Raw genomic sequence first — 17,104 nt, forward strand, 5'->3', positions numbered from 1 at the left:
TATTAAATATATCACATTACTGTTGCTTGCGGTTTCCTTTCTTCCACTGCTTGGCCTCAGGAGGGAAGGCAAGTGGAATTTAGAAGTTATCGGAACCCTCGCTTTTATGCTGCCAGGCATTGGGATGAGCTTTGTATATGGTGATTATGGATTCTTTTACCAGAGAAACGAACCATATATAGTCCCTATATATATATCAGCGTTTGCGGCATATATGACACTGAAAAAAGATACACGTGACACGCCTAACACAGAGTACATCTTCCGGTCACTGCTTATTGCAAGCACTATCTCCCTGTCATTGTTTACCACAGCTCACTTTCCGTGGGTAGTAAATTATACCGCCCCAAAAATGATAACTAAAGACTATTACGGCATTGAAAGTTTTAAGACATTAGTCAATGAACAAAAGAAAAATGAGAAAAGGAGGGATTTGTTAGAAAAAATTGCTGAATATATCCCACTAGGTGCATCTGTAGCCTGTTATGTCAACTCTGACATTAGGGCATTTCTGGCAAACCGCCAGAGTGTATGGTTCTTTCCTAACTATCCGCCTGGAGTTGAATACTTTGTCATAGAAGGGCCTAAAGCACCTATCTCTCCAGAAAATATGAACAATTTCAGGATAGCGTACAACCTATTCATTGACCGAGAAAATTACCAAATTCTGTATTACTCATTAGACAAAACTTCTGTAATTATAAAAAATCTCCACCCATCCCCTATTCCAAGAAATGAAGCAATTCTGGGTTGGAAAATCCTTACCAATACCTTGTTAATGAAAGGCTGCAATAGATAATGTAAAATCACTCAGTTTGGTGACACCTGGGGGTAGAAGGGCATATTCGTTACCGAAATATGATAATATAACAAATGTTTTTATTAACAGACATACCACTTCAGCTCCTTGTGGCATTCACCGTAGATATATGCGTGGGTGACCCACGCTGGATTCCCCATCCCGTAAGATTTATTGGCAGGTTGATTGAGTTTTTAGAGAGGCGGTTAAGAAATCTGGGAAATCCGGGAAATCCGGCAAGGACGCCGCTCTTTAATTTAATCACAGGTGCAGTTGCCGTTGTCATCACAGTTGCTTTCACTTATGTGGCCGCATATCTGTTTACCGGTTTTTTTTTACTGCCGCTTAGGCAGTACATGCTTTTTGATAAGTTCTCGCTCTATGATATTGCACTAGGTACAGCGGGTTCTCTGGTGCTGGCCCAAAACGGGCTTATCACATCGGTTCTACTGGTCAGAGACCGGCTTGAAGGCGCAGACGAAGAGGGGGCAAGGGCAGCGTTGTCCCTAATCGTAGGCAGAGACACGAAGACACTCACACAAGAAGGTATCGTGCGGGCCGCCATAGAGACCGCCGCTGAGAATACCTCAGACGCCATAATCGCCCCGTTGTTTTACTTTGCCATCGGAGGGCTGCCCCTGGCGCTGGCTTATAAGGCAGTGAATACACTGGATTCGATGATGGGCTATAAAAATGAAAAATATCTGTATTTTGGACGCGCCGCTGCCAGGCTTGATGATATAGCTAACTATATCCCTGCACGCCTGACCGGTATGTTCATGGTGGCTGCGGTATTTGCAATTACTATTGCAAAATTGTTACGCTATGGCGCGAAGGGGAAACGGCAGATGTGCAAAGACACAGAAAATATATGTGATTCTTCACAGGTTGGACATGGACGATTTGTGCCATTGTGGAAGAGCCTTCTGACCATGTTAAGAGACGGCAGAAAACATTCAAGCCCGAATGCAGGGATTCCTGAGGCAGCAATGGCCGGGGCGCTTGGCGTGAGACTCGGAGGTCCTTCGTACTACGGCGGTGCGCTGGTTGAAAAGCCCTATATCGGCAGGGCAGATGAACCGCTCAATGCATCGAAAATTTCTGCTGCCGCAGCAATAACCGCAGTATCTTCTCTTGTCGGATTTGCGGCTCTTACCACCCTTGCATACATGATCAGATACGCTCAGTGGAGCATTGTGTAATGCAGGCCGCTGCCCTGAAATCAGCATTTGTAAGGGCGCTGCCGGTATTTATATTACTAGTGCTTGGAGCGTCTGCCGCCGACGCTGCGAACTCCATCTCAGGCAATATTTTTACCGAAGCAGATAACGCATTTACTGTCTTACTGGTCGATAAACAGGCCAGTGAACTCCACATAGCAGAGGTTAATAACAAGGTGCCGCAGATTACAAAAAGCTATGCAGCCCTGCATGGCAGAAACAGCGGCGACAAGCTCAAAGAAGGTGACAACAAAACCCCTGAAGGATTTTACTATATCACAGGCTATGTACCACCGGACAAACTCGATAGCACCCTCTATGGCGACGGTGCCTTCACGTTGAACTATCCTAATGTAATGGATAAGTATAAGGGTAAAACCGGCCACGGCATTTGGATACATGGCCGCGGTGCTGACAGAAATAACGAAAAAACACAGGGCTGCGTCTCCCTGTCAAACAGAGACCTTACAAGCATTAAACCGCTCCTTTTACCAGGGACACCTGTAATCATATCTGACACCATCGAGTTCCTTAGCCCCGAAGACTACTCAAAAAACAAGAAAAAGCACATGGATTTCTTTAAACGATTCATCTCATCATGGGAAAATAGCGATTTCAAAGGGTTTGCAAGCTACTTCAGCGCTAACTTCAGGGCCTATGACGGCCTCTCTGCAGAGAACTATTTAAATAAAAAGAAACAACTCATGCTCACAAATCCAAAAAGAAAGGTCTTCGTCTCAGACGTGAACATTTTTAAGGAAAACGCCAATAAACTAATGTACTCCTTCAACCAGCTCTACTGCTCTGACAACATCATGTCCTACGGCAGCAAGAAGCTCTACCTAATGGTCGAAAAAGCGGACAACTTCAGGATAATTGCCGAGGAGTTTACAGAGCTCGAACTGGAGCCGTTTCTTGAAAAAAGCGTTATCTCCACTGTCAATAACTGGAAAACCGTGTGGCAGGCCAGAGACATAGAAAAATACATATCATACTACAGCAGCTCATTCAGGTCTGACGATATGGACATAAAACAGTGGAAGGCACACAAAGAGGGGCTTTTCCAAAACACAAAGACGATCAAAGTCAATCTCACAGACATAAAACTAAAGGCTGTCTCATCGGGGAAGATAGTGGTTTCATTTATTCAGGAATACACATCCGGGGCAGTTGCAGACAGGGGTATAAAGACACTGGTGCTGACTGGCTGTCCGGGGGATTACAAGATAATAGAAGAGGTGTGGCGTCCGGCCTTAACAGGCACCTGAGGGGAAAACCCTTTAACAGGGCGGGAAAGTGAGTGTCGGCCTGCACAAGCAGTGTCATTGTGGCACGATAAAGTCGATGGATTTCATATGCAGTGTCAATATGGCACTATTGTTTTAACCTGATTTGGAGAGGCGCGTGGAGCTAAACGTATTGGTTGTAGAAGAGCGGGATATGCCGGTATGGGAGAAGGCCAGAAATTATTTAAAGAGAAAAAAAATCAAGTTATTTTCAGCGTCTACCCTGAGAGAGGCCTATAAAATATTAAACAGAGAACCCATTAATATCGTGCTTTCCGACTTTAATTTGAAGAATATCAACAGCCTCAATTTCCTTAATAAAATAAAGACAATCAGGCCGGATGTCGAGATAATTTTTCTTTCCGAACGCGTGCCGCTTTCAAAGGCGATCGAGGCGATGAAGGCCGGTGCATATGATTTCTATGAGTTTCCCATTAACATGAAACTCCTGATGACGGTAATCGAAAAGGCCGCAGAGAAACAGACCCTGTACATAGAGAAGATGAAACTAGAGAAGAAGTTTAAAGAGCGCGTAAACTATGGAAACATCATTGGCCGCAGTAAGGCCATGCAGTATGTCATAGATATAGTGGCCTCTGTTGCATCAAAAAACGTAAATATATTGTTGACCGGCGAAACAGGCACAGGTAAGGAGATGATAGCTAATGCAATTCACTACAGCAGCAGCCGCAGCGCAAAGCCCTATGTTAAGGTCAACTGTGCCGTGTTCAATGAAGGGATTTTGGAGTCCGAGCTGTTTGGACACGAAAAGGGCGCCTTTACGGGCGCTGCGGCCAGGAGACAGGGGCGGTTTGAGCTGGCAAACGGTGGCACAATATTTCTTGATGAAATTGCCGACCTGCCGCTTGGCACACAGATCAAGCTCCTGAGAATCCTGCAGGAGAAGGAATTTGAGCGTGTCGGCGGCAACGAAACCATAAAGGTTGACGTAAGGGTCATTGCAGCCACAAACAGGGACCTCAAAAAACTCATTGACGAGGGCAGGTTCAGAGATGATTTGTACTATCGCCTTAATGTGGTCAAAATCGAACTGCCCGCGCTCAGAGAAAGAAAAGAGGATTTTCCACTGCTAGCCAGCTATTTTATTAACAAGTTAAATGAAGAAAAGGGCTATAAAATCAAGGGGATATCGAAGGAAGCGATGCAAACGCTCCTGAGCTACCAGTGGCCCGGGAATGTCAGAGAACTTGAAAACGCCCTTGAGTCCGCCATGGCGCTGGCAAAAAAGGATTTTATAGAGGCCAGTTATCTGCCTGCATTTCTGCTCATGTCAGAACCTGAACACAGCGACTACTATCGAATCTCCCACAATCTCACACTCTCTGAAGTCGAACGTGAACTCATACGCCTTACCCTTGATAAAACAAATGGAAACAAGACTGCCGCTGCCAGGGCGCTTGGCATTGGGCTTAGGAGCCTGCACAGAAAAATAAAAGTAATCAGGGCAGTGCCGCCGTGAGCCGCCGCACTATGTGCCATGTACGTTTGTGGCACATAGTGCCATTATGGCATTGTGATATATGTCATAAAACACGCGCTCCGGCGTAAAACACGGTACAAAGGGGCTTAAAGTTGTGGGCTGGGCGGTTTCAAGAGCTGGCATGAATATTGCCTATATCACTCGTGCGCAGTAACTCCTCCATTCTGGAGGAGCAATATACGTAATACATGCGGAGACAGATGAAAAACACTACGCTAACGCAGGAGGAAGAACCTCCGAGCTTGCAAGGCACACAGCTATTCGACTATGACTGTAAGCCCTCTAACTCGATTGTCCGTAAGTTGTGGCCCTCCGTAACTGCCGATGACTGGAATGACTGGTACTGGCAGTTGTCAAACAGACTCAGGTCGGTATATGCACTTTCGGCATTATTCGATTTAAAACCCCAGCATATAACGAAGTATAAGCAGTTAATAGATAAGTACCACTACTCAATAACCCCGTACTACCTGTCTTTGATTGATTGGACAGACCCGAATGACCCGATAAGGCAGCAGTGTATCCCCGACTTTAAGGAGATTGACTATGTAAGCGTGGGTGATAAGGACCCTCTTGCTGAGGAAGATGACACTCAGGTTGCCGGTCTTGTACACAGGTACCCGGACAGGGTGCTGATGCTGGTTACAAACTCATGTGCCGTGTACTGCCGTCATTGCACGAGGAAGAGGATATGGCAGGATGGAGAATCAATAAGGAGTAAAAAAGAGTTACTTGCGATGGTGAACTACGTAAGGGGTGTGCCGGAGGTAAGAGAGGTAGTCATATCTGGCGGCGACCCGCTGACTTTGAACATAGAGACATTGGACTGGTTTTTAGGGGAGTTAAGGACAGTTTCACACCTTGAGGTGATAAGAATAGGGACGAGAATCCCTGTCGTACTACCGATGAGGATAACCGATGAGCTTGCAGGTATGTTATCAAGACACAGGCCGCTCTGGATAAACACGCAATTTAACCACCCGCGCGAGGTAACGCCGGAGGCACAGGAGGCCTGCGATAAGATTCTCAGGGCTGGAATACCGGTGTCCAATCAATCTGTCTTACTAAAGGGCATAAATGACTCTGTGGAGACGATGAAGGCACTGTGTCACGCGCTTCAGAGGATTATGGTCAGGCCGTATTACCTGTACCAGTGCGACCCTGTGAAGGCAGCCGAACATTTCAGGACGAGCATCTGGAAGGGGATAGAGATAATTGAGCAGATGCGCGGTTTTACCGGTGGGCTTTGTGTCCCGACGTTTGTGGTGGACGCCCCTGGGGGCGGCGGTAAGATACCACTTCAACCGTTTTATCTGCTTTCGGCAGCCGAGGACGAGGTAACTTTGAGAAACTACGAGGGGATGATTATCAGGTATCACAATCCCATAGACAAAGCCCCGCGCCCGGCGCGTCCGGCCAAAAACGGCAAGGTCCCCGTTGACGCGGCACGCTATAAGAGAAGAAAAGAAAAGACCCTGTTTTCAGAAAGACCGCAATGAACATCGGCCTGACGTTTGACCTCAGAAAGACATACGAGGCGATGGGCTTTTCTAAAGAGGAGACCGCAGAGTTCGACTCTGAGGAGACGATAGACTACCTTGAAGAGGCCATTAAAAATGCCGGGCACAGGGTATCACGCATTGGCAATATCAGAGACCTCGTTGAGAACCTTGCTGCCGGTGCAAGATGGGACCTTGTGTTTAATATCTCAGAGGGCATGTATGGAAGGAGCAGAGAGGCACAGATTCCTGCCCTGCTTGAGGCCTATGGCATTGACTATACCTTCAGCGACCCGCTGACGCTTGCCCTGTCTTTAGACAAGGCAATGGCAAAGGCCGTAGTGCGCGCATCAGGGGCGCCGACGCCGGACTACATAGTTGTGGATTCGATGGATTTCACAGCCCTCCCGCCCTTAAGAGGCTTTCCAGTGTTTGTAAAACCCCTGTCTGAAGGCACGGGCAAGGGGATTGATACTGCATCTGTTGTCCGCGGCGAGTCTGATTTCAAAGAGCGCTGCGAGTTTATTCTGAAGACATACAGACAGCCAGCCATTGTGGAGGAGTATCTACCCGGCAGGGAATTCACTGTGGGCATCATAGGCACGGGCAAAAACGCACGGGCGGTGGGGACACTGGAGGTAAAACTCCTTGACAATGCCGAGCCGTTGGTGTATTCATATGCCAACAAAGAATTCTGCGAAGAGAGGGTCAAATATATTCTCTGCCGTGACGAGGCACTTGTCAAAAATGCCTCAGAGATAGCGTTAACGGCTTATAGGTCATTAGGCTGCCGCGACGCGGGCAGGGTTGATTTAAAATGCGACGAGGCAGGACGTCTTTCATTTATAGAGATAAACCCGCTGGCCGGGCTTCACCCGTCACACTCGGATTTACCTATACTATGCGCCCTCAACGGCATTGGATACGATGAGCTGATTTCGCTGATTATTCACTCCGCCATAGAGCGGTGTATTGAGCCAGGTGCCAACGAATGGTGGAAGGGAAACTGTGAAAATAGCAATCGTTCATGAACCAATCATCGAGGGAAGACCGGACTCTGAGGACCTGATTGAGGAGGTCTCAGTCGTAACCGGTGCACTGGATGAACTTGGGTTTACACATGAGACAATTGCCATTGACGGCGGTCTGATGGGGCTTCAGGACATGCTTGTACGGCTTTCTGAGTTTTCTCCTGATGTGGTATTCAATTTAGTTGAAAGTCACCAACTGGGGCAGCGTCTATTTCCTGCCGTTTGTGGAGTTATCGAGCTTGCCGGATTTCCATTTACGGGCTGCCCGTATGATGCCATGCTGACAACGACAAATAAGATTACCGCCAAATCTATGATGAGGGCTGCCGGAATTCCGACGCCTGAGTGGTATGTTTATGACGGTCAGGCTCCAGTTCTTAACCCTGACACTACATACATTGTTAAGCCTTCGTGTGAGGACGCATCAGTCGGCATTGATGATGAGTCAGTATTTGCTAGTCTATCAGATAGCCATGATAAGCTCCTGGCCTCACTGCCTGAGACCTTCGCCAAACACAGACAACCGCTTCTGATAGAGGAATTTATCAAAGGGAGAGAGATAAACGTCTCTGTCATAGAACACAGGGGCGGCGAGTTAGAGGTCTTTCCGGCTGCTGAGATATTATTTCAGGATTGGCCGGAGGATAAACCGGCAATAGTAGGGTTTAATGCAAAATGGCTGCCAGAGTCCTTCGAGTACACTAACACGCCGCGGCAGTTTAACCCGGAAGGTATCAGCGCTGGTGCGCTCAAAGAAACGGCGCTGCGCTGCTGGCGGCTCTTTGGTCTGAGGGGATATGCACGCATTGATATGCGTGTATCAGGGCAGATATATGTCATCGAGGTAAACGCAAATCCCTGCATAGCGCATGAATCGGGATACCTGTCGGCAGCAGCAGAGGCCGGATACAGCGAGACAGATGTTATCAGGATGATAATCGGGGCGTCGCTGTGAATATCCATGCCGGTCAGTCAATTAAATTAAGGACATCTGCCATGCACTCTGATATTGACTCTGTACGGCAAATACTTGATTCAACCGGAGTATTTCACCCGCGTGAAGTTGCAGTGGCGCTGGAGCTGCTTGATGATAATCTTGCAAAGAAGGGACAAAGCGAGTACAATTTTATATTCGCAGACATTGTAAATACTATTCAGCAAGCCGCCATTGGCTACATATGCTACGGCCCTATAACGATGACAGAGTCAGGGTATGACATTTACTGGATTGCCGTGCGAAGAGATATGCAGCGCTCTGGGGCGGCCAGTCTTTTAATAGAAGAGGCTCAGAGGCGCATTACTGAGGCGGGCGGGAAATTCGTTTACATAGAAACCTCAACAAAAGATATATACAAACCCGCTCGTGAGTTTTACATAAAACACGGGTTTCTCTGCACAGCCACCGTGCCGCACTACTACGCTGAAAACGATAACAAGGCCGTGTTTATGAAGATTGTACGCTGACAAGACACTCTGCCATGAAACACTTATCGTCCTTCGACAGGCTCAGGGTGATTCCTGCTGTTCATGCTAAAATGCAGGCATATGCTCCTGTCTATTGTTCAGTGTTAACGAAAATATCAATAAATAAATCTGTCTCCATTATCAGTTTCTCTCACTATATTTGGATAATGGTCACTGTCCCCAGTTCCAGTTCAGAGTTAATTCTCGCTCACTATAAACTTGTGTTATAATATAAAAATGGAACGTAATGAAGCCATAAGACGATTAAAACAGCACGAAGCTGACCTTAAGCAGCTTGGAGTTGAGCATCTTTTCATCTTTGGTTCAACCGCACGGGACGAAGCTAATGACGGTTCCGATGTTGACCTTTTTTTTGACTATGAAAAAGGAAAGTTCGGCCTTTTTGAACTTATGGATGTTAAGGAATACGCGGCTCATATTCTTGGTTGCAAGACTGATATTATGACGCGTGATAGCCTGCACAAGACGTTAAGGCAACAAATCGAAGCTGCATCAGTTTGCGTATTCTGATATGACGGCGCCTTCGCTTATTCCACGCCTAACGGACATCGTTGAAGCGATTGAACATATTTATGAGGCGTTAGGTCCCATTTCATCCGATGCGTTTGAAACTGATTGGCAACGTCAGTGGATTGTTGAACGTGGCATTTTAATTATCTCAGAGGCCAGCCGCCGCCTGCCGGATGAATTGAAGGCACGGCATTCAGATATTCCTTGGCCGAAAGTGGCGGGTATCGGAAATATCATTCGTCATAACTACGAAAATATCTCTTCACCTCTCATGTGGAAGCTGGTTAAAGACGAACTTCCCATTATGGAAAAAGTTTGTCGGGAAGAGTTGGCAGCAGAAAAAGCGCGTTTAAAGATATAGATATTTTTTAACGCCATGACTGAGGATTAAGCTGACAATAGGGATAGGAAGGTGCGCAATAGGGGAAAATAGCCGCTGTCAGGATGATAAGGTTATTTCGAGTTTATTACGAGCACTAGGCGGCTTACGTATAGCTGTAGCTGAATACAGGGTAAGGCGCTTTCTCTACCTGTTCGCTTACGACTTCCCAGCACTCGGAACTCGACAGGAGCTTGTTAATAAACTTTACATTCATCGTATGACCGGACTTGTCCGCTACGATGTGTCCCTCTATGGGAAGGCCAATCAGTGAGAAATCCCCTATGCTGTCGAGAATTTTATGCCTGACACACTCGTCCTTAAACCTAAGCCCAGACTCGTTGATAACGGCAGTTTCGCTGAAAATCAGGGCATTGTCAAGCGAACCGCCCTTGGCAAGCCCGTTAGCCCTGTAATACTCAACATCCTTTAGAAATCCAAATGTCCTCGCAGGGGCAATTTCGTTAATAAACGACCCTCTGTCAATATCATATGACAGTAACTGCTCACCAAGAAAGTGGTTTTTAAAGAATAATCTAAAGGTTATCTTTCTTCCATCGTAGGGATATGCTGCCACTTTGCCGTGACTGTCTTCCAGGACAACCGGCTGAAGGATTTTTATATAAGGCATCATCTTCTTTTGCTTTCTTATGCCGGTTTCCGATATCAGTTTAGCAATTTCCAAGGAGCTGCCATCAAGTATGGGAATCTCAGGGCCTTCTACCTCAATTGTAATATTTGTGATGCCCATAGCAGATATTACGGCTAAGAGATGTTCGACAGTCCGAACTTTTAATCTTTCATTGCCAATAGTAGTGGCATATGTGGTATCTAATACAGTATTTATATTGGCTGTGAGCGATGCCTTCTTGCACGGCCTGTAAAAAACGATGCCGGTATCAACAGGGGCAGGATGGAGTGTCACCTTACAGTAAGTGCCGGTGTGAAGCCCGACGCCCTCAAAGTACACACAGTCTTTTATAGTCCGCTGCATTCTCATACTCGTTATTGAATATTGCAAATTATGTGCCAGCTATAAACCCGCATAGAATCAAGAGATTACAGTGATAATCTGTAGAAAAAAAGTTGGCATTGTGGCGTAAAAGACACAGCTAAACTTCACCGCCCACTACAATGTCCGGTATCCTTAATGTCGGCAGCGCATCTGACACAGGCACACCCTGGCTGTCCTTACCACATGTCCCTATTGCAAACCCAATGTCTGAGCCTATCATGTCGATGGATTTCAGGACTTCCGGGCCATTGCCACAGAGCGTTGCCCCCTTGACAGGCTCAGTGATTTGTCCATCTTTAATTAAATAGCCCTCCTGCACGTCAAATACAAAGTCACCTGTGACGGTATTCACCTGCCCGCCCCCCATCTTTCTGACAAACAGACCATCGTGTGTGGCTCTGAGAACCTCGCCCGGGTCAGCCTTGCCCGGGGCAAGGAATGTATTAGTCATTCTTGGAATGGGACGGCTGCGGTAGGATTCTCTTCTACCGTTGCCGCTTGACTTAACGCCGTCTTTAATTGCATTGAGTTTGTCGTACATATAAGCGGTAAGGATTCCGTTTTCAACGAGGCAGTTTTTTTGCGCCTCAGTACCTTCGTCATCCACCCTGTATGAGCCACGCTTTCCCTGCAGGGTTGAATCGTCTATGACTGTGACGGCAGGTGAGGCTACCTGTGCACCGAGTTTGTTTGAATAAACAGACAGGCCCTGCCCCGCTAAGTCGGCCTCGAGACCGTGCCCTATGGCCTCGTGTATCATCGTGCCTCCGGCCTCAGAGGATATGACAACGGGCATACGTCCACCCTTGATGCGCCTTGCCCCAAGCATTAAAATTGCCCTCTTTGCGGCCTTTAGGGCGAGCGCTTCAACAGGGTTTTCATTCGGGGTTTCGTCAAACAGCTCAAAGCCGGTAAAACCTCCAAGACTCTCATACCCTGTCTGAATGACGCCGCTGTCTTCGGCAATGACAGATACGGCAAAAAGACTCTGCACTCGCTCGTCATCGACAAGCACCCCGTCGGAGTTGGCTATTGTTACCGATTGCACAAAATCACTGTACGTTACGCTCACCTGGCGAATCCTCCGGTCAAGCGCCCTTGCCGTTTTATTTGCCTCGCGGATGAGCTTTATTTTGTCTGCTATTGGGGTATTATTTGGCATTTGCTTAATAATAAAGTCTGTTTTGGGCCTGATTTTCTCAAGATTGAATGTGGCGTGTACGGAGTTGGTCTTTACTGCCCTGCTTAGGGAGTATGCAGTCTCAATGAGTGTGTCTTTTATAAGGTCATTTGTATAGGCATAGGCGCTTTTGTTGTCATAGACAACTCTGATGCCAATGCCGCGTTCTATACCGGTTGAGATTTTTTCAATTTTATCGTCCTCCATTTGAATTACAAGCGGGGTCATGTTCTCAAGGAATATATCTCCGTAGTCGCCTCCTGCTGACGTCGCGGTTTTAAGCAGGCTGCTGAAAATTTCTTTTGTTAGCATGTAACGCTCCTTTGCATTTTTTTTGTGATATAGTATACAATCATTATACTATATAGAGGGTGGTTTTAGGAAAAGGACAGGACAATGCCGGAGATAGGGATAATAGGAGGAAGCGGCGTTTACCGGATGTCGTCGGTGGAGCTGGTTAAGAATGTGGCTGTTGACACCCCTTATGGCGCCCCGTCTGATGCCTACAAGATATTAATGATTTCTGGCGTAGAAGCTGTTTTTTTAGCCCGGCATGGCGGTGGTCACACCATATCTCCCCATAAGGTCAACTACCGTGCTAATATCTGGGGCTTTAAGGCCCTCGGCGTAAAGAGGCTGCTGTCGCTTGGGGCGGTGGGCGGTATAAATCCAGTCTTAAAACCGGGTTCCATAGTAGTTGCCGATCAGATAATCGACATGACAACCGGCAGGGTATCAACGTTTTATGATAAAGACGAGGTATACCACATTGACTTCAGCGAACCGTTTTGCCCTGAACTCAGGTCGGCATTCATAGAGGCGGCTGGGGTAATAAACCTGCCGGTGCTGACACGGGGCGCATATATCTGTACAAACGGGCCTCGATTTGAAACAAGGGCAGAGATAAGGTACTATTCTACTATAGGGGCAGATATGGTCGGGATGACGGCAATGCCAGAGGCCGTCCTTGCCAGAGAGTCCGAGATATGCTATGGTACAATTGCTACTGTAACAAACCATGCCGCAGGAATAAGCACAGAGAAATTGACTACAACCGAGGTAATAGAGACGGTAAATAAATCGTCGGCAAATCTAAACGCCCTGCTTCTAAAGACAATTCCCCTGATAAAGCCTGAAAGGGCATGTCCATGCAAGGATGCACTTAAAGATGCGAAAATATGATGCAAAAGTTCCCGGGAGACGCTGACAGCGCTGGTATATGAAAACATAAGATGCCAAGTGAGGTGCAGAAACTAATGTTGAAAAAAATGAACTTTGGAACAAAAGTAATTATAGTAGTGGCGTTAAGCTTTATTTTCAGCTATACAGTCAATGTTTTCTTAATTAAAGGCATTATAGAAAAAGACGCATTAAATGCCTTAGTAATGAAGGCAAAGGCAATAACAGCAGAGGCCGAGAGCGCCAGGAACTTTGTCGCTGACTTAAGGGTAAAAAACGCATTCAACGACACAAAGATGCTGGCAGAATTGAAAGAAAAAATTGCCGGTGCGACAACCCCTGAAGCAATAATTGAAAGGGCTCGGACAACGGCTTATTATTATACTATCCCTGTGGTTGCCGGTTGGACAGTTGCCGCGTCAAAGGCGCCGGACGCCGGTTATGATTTTAAGGCAGTAAGAGTTCAGGCACGCAATAAAAACAACGAGGCAACACCGGTAGAGAGGACGATGCTTCAGAAAATGGAGTCAGAAAAAAAAGACGACTACTGGATGATAGACAAAGAGGCTAACGTACTCAGATATATGAAGGCAGTGGTCATGCGCTCTGAGTGCATGATATGTCACGGCGTAGAAAGCGATTACCCTGAGGGCAAGGGCTATGACCCACTGGGAATAAAGATGGAGGGCTGGAAGGCCGGTGAGCAGCACGGAGGGTTTGAGATAATCGCTGATTTAAAACCGATGCAGGAGACCGTGTCAAGTTCGTTAAAGCAGACAATCCTCTTTGGTGCGATAATAACGGTGGTTGTTGTAATAATAATATACACGTTGATTAAACGCCTTGCGATAAATCCTGTTAAACATATAAGGGAGCTGCTTGGCAAAGTGGCAGAGGGAGACCTAACAGTAAAGGCAGAGGCGTCTACGGAAGACGACATAGGTATGCTTGCTAACAGCCTGAACAAAATGGTTGCATCCTTCGATGCAATGATACATAATATTGCAGCCTCATCGGGCAATGTGGTTTCCTCTGTGGATGTATTAAGAGTAAGTGCAGAGAAAACAGCAGCCGGAGTTCAGAACCAATCAGGTCAGGCCGCCCGGATAGCTAGTGCGGCAGAGGAAATGAGACATACCATAACCGACATAGCAAGGAATGCCTCTGTAGCCACCGATACATCGGAACAGGCAATGACAACCGCAAACACGGGAATGGATATAGCCACCGGAGCTGTAAATACGGTAAATCAAGTCTCTGCCTCAACAAAGGAACTTGCCGAACTAATAGAGAGACTAAACAACAGGGTATCAGAAATAGGAGATATAGTAACGGTAATTAAGGAAATAGCCGACCAGACAAACCTGCTTGCCCTCAATGCCGCAATAGAAGCAGCCAGAGCGGGCGAACAAGGCAGGGGGTTTGCAGTTGTTGCTGATGAGGTAAGAAAACTTGCTGAAAAGACCATTAAGGCCACAACGGAAATCTCAGAAAAAATAGTAGCCGTGCAGTCTGAGTCTGACCAGACGACAAAATCCATGGATTATGCCACGCAAGAGGTAACAAAGGCCGCGGTTTACATAAATAACGTTGGTGAATCGCTTACTTCGATAGTTGGAGCGGTGCAGAAAGTCCGCGACCAGATAGTACATATAGCCACAGCGGTTGACAAGCAGTCGGCAGTCTCTGAAGATGTAGCAAAGAACATTGAAAAGACATTGGGCATAGCAAGGGAAATAGAGACAATGTCTGATGAGGTAATGAGAGAGGTAAACGGGCTTTCATCTGTGGCTTCGGAGCTGAGGGGTTCGACCTCAGGGTTCAGGACAGTGAAAAACATACAAGGCCGCAGCTTTAACCAAAAAAGGATAGGATAAAACCGCAGGATTGCTGATGTGCCTGCACAGCTTGTCACAGGACAAACTAGTGCCGCTGGGGAAATCCTCGCGGCATTTTTTTGTCGGCCCAAATAAACCCAAATAAACTATTAATTTTCTATTGACAAAACGATATAAGTAAGGTTACTATTTCTATCCATGTGGGATATGATTCCCTGTGATTTTTTACTTTCAGGAGGGTAGGGAATTGCATGCTTTAGGTACTCATCTTTTAGTGGAGTTAAGGGATTGTAAGCCAGGCTGTATTTCTAATGTAAAGCAGGTGACCGACGCGATGGTCGGCGCAGCAAAGGCAGCAAACGCAACTATAGTAGATGTGTCCTTTCACGAGTTCAACCCGTTTGGCATCAGCGGTATGGTAATTATTGCCGAATCTCATTTATCCATCCACACGTGGCCGGAGTATAATTATGCCGCCGTGGATATTTTTACCTGTGGCGATGTAATAAACCCGGGGGATGCTGCCAGATATTTAATCGAACGCTTTGAGTCATCAAATCCTTCTATTGTAGAGATTAAGAGGGGTTTAATTTCTACAAAAGACGTAAAACTTCCTCATAAAGTGTATGAACATGACTATGAGTGTGTTACATGACCGCTGCGACTGCTGCAAATAGTTGCTCCCCGGCGCTTGCAGCAGATAAATTGCGATAGATAAATTGCAGCTTGCACATACAAATTAATAAATGTTACAGAACTGTACTATTTATAAGGAGGTGAGCTTTATGCGAAAAATAACGGTTATGCTGTTTCTTCTTACCTTTGTTATGACACACAGCCTGGCATTTGCCGATGCTGACGATAATAAATGGATTGCCCAGTGCATTAAGGACAACAAGAAGGAAGGCGCAAAGGAAGAGGTAGTCTTTCTGTATTGTGAATGTATGAACAGTAAAATGGATTCAAATGAAACACAGTCCATCACCCAGTGGGAAAAATCACACCCTAAAGAGATGAAGGAATGTGAAAAGAAGGCCGGCTGGAAGTAGTTGAACGTTACACACTGGTCATATCCTGGAGTTATCTCGTAAACCACAGGATATGACCGGTCTTACAGATGTAGCTGCTTGGGCTGCTATATATACACGCGCGATTTGCATATCTCCTCTGTCCGCTGGGGATTATGCCTGAGTACATACCGGATGCCATTACCCTTTAGCTCGGCTAACCCATGATCGAATCTGGATTATGCCATTATTTATCAGCCTCTCTATCTGTAGTTTCATTATTGCCGTTATGTAATGAAATCCTGCTGTCTGTAAATCCTCAATCTGCTTATTCTTTATCATCCAGTTATCAATTCTGGCACCGACAAACGTTACCTCTTCTGCCCCAAAACGCTCTGTAGCTTTCTTTAACTGATCAAGGTTGTTATACAAACCATCCTCATCAAACGTCTTAAGTATCAACACATCACAGCGGCATGTCTCGATGCAAGAGCACTGCCGACAATCTTGAACCCTCAGATGAAATCGCTCTACGTACCACTTTATCATTCAAAAATATATTATGTCATTGTGGTTGGGTTTTTGATGGAAGAGTACCAGTCATAACACGGGCAATCACGTTCCAGTATATCTTGGCGTCAAATCGCTCCATTGTTTTCCATACGCACCGAAACAGATTGAATCCTCTTTTTAGATTTGATACCACCGCATCAATGGCACTTCTCCACTTCTTCAGTCGAGTTTCAGTGTTTTTACTCATTCATCCGTTACCATGTCCCACGGCGTTATTCTATAATTGTTGTAAATTCGCTCTATCACTCCATTGTAGAGCGTCGAATCAGAAGGATTGCCATCCGGTACCTGACCTCAGGTTGCTGCTGTCAGTTGCAAGGTTCACCTTATGGCTAAATTCTACATCACGACTGCCCTTAACAATGATGTTCGTGTGGGTTTCATACTATAGCGAGTGTCAAAATAAAATTCCGAAAGATGTTGTATTCATGACTTGTCCTGGATTGTTTGTGAGGTCAAGAATAGCCTCATCAAGGCGTGCAATGAGCTTTTCAACATTACGGCAATGGACGTTATTAAACCAGCGTTGCTTCAGGAGTAACCATATATTTTCAATTGGGTTAAAGTCAGGTGAGTAAGGCGGAAGATATACAGGTTCAAAG

18 protein-coding genes are annotated in these 17,104 nt (G+C 46.3%); 14 read left to right on the forward strand and 4 right to left on the reverse strand.

Features of this window, described 5'->3' with window-relative positions:
• From ASN18_RS17645 to ASN18_RS15125, 10 genes are all read left to right on the forward strand, one after another.
• Window positions 1-799: hypothetical protein (locus ASN18_RS17645; RefSeq protein WP_236861802.1), on the forward strand; the 799-nt coding region annotated here is incomplete at its 5' end.
• Between the two features lie 74 nt (window positions 800-873).
• Window positions 874-2,001 (forward strand): adenosylcobinamide-phosphate synthase CbiB, encoded by a 1,128-nt coding sequence (gene cbiB, locus ASN18_RS15085; RefSeq protein ID WP_085053612.1) that lies wholly within the window; start codon window positions 874-876, stop codon window positions 1,999-2,001.
• The gene (locus tag ASN18_RS15090) at window positions 2,001-3,287 is read left to right on the forward strand and encodes a L,D-transpeptidase family protein (RefSeq protein WP_085053613.1); all 1,287 of its coding nucleotides are present in this window, start codon (window positions 2,001-2,003) and stop codon (window positions 3,285-3,287) included. The genes cbiB and ASN18_RS15090 overlap by 1 nt, the downstream gene beginning before the upstream one ends.
• Before the next feature lie 136 nt (window positions 3,288-3,423).
• Complete coding sequence (locus tag ASN18_RS15095; protein ID WP_085053614.1) at window positions 3,424-4,785, forward strand: sigma-54-dependent transcriptional regulator; 1,362 nt, start codon at window positions 3,424-3,426, stop codon at window positions 4,783-4,785.
• 221 nt (window positions 4,786-5,006) lie between these two features.
• The gene (locus tag ASN18_RS15100; protein ID WP_236861803.1) at window positions 5,007-6,305 is read left to right on the forward strand and encodes a KamA family radical SAM protein; all 1,299 of its coding nucleotides are present in this window, start codon (window positions 5,007-5,009) and stop codon (window positions 6,303-6,305) included.
• Window positions 6,302-7,336: a D-alanine--D-alanine ligase family protein gene (locus tag ASN18_RS15105; RefSeq protein ID WP_085053616.1), complete on the forward strand. Its 1,035-nt coding sequence runs from the start codon at window positions 6,302-6,304 to the stop codon at window positions 7,334-7,336. Before ASN18_RS15100 ends, ASN18_RS15105 begins: the two co-directional genes overlap by 4 nt.
• The gene (locus ASN18_RS15110) at window positions 7,314-8,291 is read left to right on the forward strand and encodes a D-alanine--D-alanine ligase family protein (protein WP_085053617.1); all 978 of its coding nucleotides are present in this window, start codon (window positions 7,314-7,316) and stop codon (window positions 8,289-8,291) included. Before ASN18_RS15105 ends, ASN18_RS15110 begins: the two co-directional genes overlap by 23 nt.
• On the forward strand, window positions 8,288-8,800 hold the full coding sequence (locus tag ASN18_RS15115; protein ID WP_085053618.1) for a GNAT family N-acetyltransferase: 513 nt from the start codon (window positions 8,288-8,290) through the stop codon (window positions 8,798-8,800). The genes ASN18_RS15110 and ASN18_RS15115 overlap by 4 nt, the downstream gene beginning before the upstream one ends.
• Before the next feature lie 237 nt (window positions 8,801-9,037).
• A complete protein-coding gene (locus tag ASN18_RS15120) occupies window positions 9,038-9,331 on the forward strand; it encodes a nucleotidyltransferase family protein (protein ID WP_085053626.1) in 294 nt (97 codons plus the stop codon).
• 1 nt (window position 9,332) lies between these two features.
• On the forward strand, window positions 9,333-9,692 hold the full coding sequence (locus ASN18_RS15125) for a HepT-like ribonuclease domain-containing protein (protein WP_085053619.1): 360 nt from the start codon (window positions 9,333-9,335) through the stop codon (window positions 9,690-9,692).
• A gap of 124 nt (window positions 9,693-9,816) precedes the next feature.
• Here the strand turns inward: ASN18_RS15125 and lpxC are convergent, their stop codons facing one another.
• A complete protein-coding gene (gene lpxC / locus ASN18_RS15130; protein ID WP_236861804.1) occupies window positions 9,817-10,704 on the reverse strand; it encodes a UDP-3-O-acyl-N-acetylglucosamine deacetylase in 888 nt (295 codons plus the stop codon).
• A 118-nt stretch (window positions 10,705-10,822) separates the two neighbouring features.
• Window positions 10,823-12,217, reverse strand: coding sequence for a TldD/PmbA family protein (locus tag ASN18_RS15135; RefSeq protein WP_085053621.1), 1,395 nt, complete (start codon window positions 12,215-12,217; stop codon window positions 10,823-10,825).
• Between the two features lie 84 nt (window positions 12,218-12,301).
• On the opposite strand from ASN18_RS15135, the gene mtnP reads away from it, so the two are divergent.
• The 4 genes from mtnP to ASN18_RS15155 all read left to right on the forward strand — a co-directional run bounded on the left by mtnP (window position 12,302) and on the right by ASN18_RS15155 (window position 15,971).
• Window positions 12,302-13,087 carry an S-methyl-5'-thioadenosine phosphorylase gene (gene mtnP, locus ASN18_RS15140; protein ID WP_085053622.1) on the forward strand — a complete coding sequence of 262 codons (786 nt, stop codon included), beginning with the start codon at window positions 12,302-12,304 and terminating at the stop codon, window positions 13,085-13,087.
• Window positions 13,088-13,161: 74 nt separating this feature from the next.
• Complete coding sequence (locus tag ASN18_RS15145) at window positions 13,162-14,961, forward strand: methyl-accepting chemotaxis protein (RefSeq protein ID WP_236861805.1); 1,800 nt, start codon at window positions 13,162-13,164, stop codon at window positions 14,959-14,961.
• Window positions 14,962-15,169: 208 nt separating this feature from the next.
• Entirely contained in the window at window positions 15,170-15,577 is a 408-nt protein-coding gene (gene speD, locus ASN18_RS15150) for an adenosylmethionine decarboxylase (protein ID WP_085053624.1), read from the forward strand.
• Window positions 15,578-15,707: 130 nt separating this feature from the next.
• Window positions 15,708-15,971 carry a hypothetical protein gene (locus tag ASN18_RS15155; protein ID WP_236861806.1) on the forward strand — a complete coding sequence of 88 codons (264 nt, stop codon included), beginning with the start codon at window positions 15,708-15,710 and terminating at the stop codon, window positions 15,969-15,971.
• Window positions 15,972-16,130: 159 nt separating this feature from the next.
• Here the strand turns inward: ASN18_RS15155 and ASN18_RS15160 are convergent, their stop codons facing one another.
• Together ASN18_RS15160 and ASN18_RS15165 are read right to left on the reverse strand one after the other, a co-directional pair.
• The gene (locus tag ASN18_RS15160) at window positions 16,131-16,394 is read right to left on the reverse strand and encodes a hypothetical protein (RefSeq protein ID WP_157073035.1); all 264 of its coding nucleotides are present in this window, start codon (window positions 16,392-16,394) and stop codon (window positions 16,131-16,133) included.
• 505 nt (window positions 16,395-16,899) lie between these two features.
• Window positions 16,900-17,104, reverse strand: a 205-nt coding sequence (locus ASN18_RS15165; protein ID WP_236861807.1) for a transposase, incomplete at its 5' end; no start/stop codon positions are given.

Origin of the sequence: Candidatus Magnetominusculus xianensis (assembly GCA_001541255.1) — a bacterium.
Taxonomy (GTDB): Bacteria; Nitrospirota; Thermodesulfovibrionia; order Thermodesulfovibrionales; family Magnetobacteriaceae; genus Magnetominusculus; species Magnetominusculus xianensis.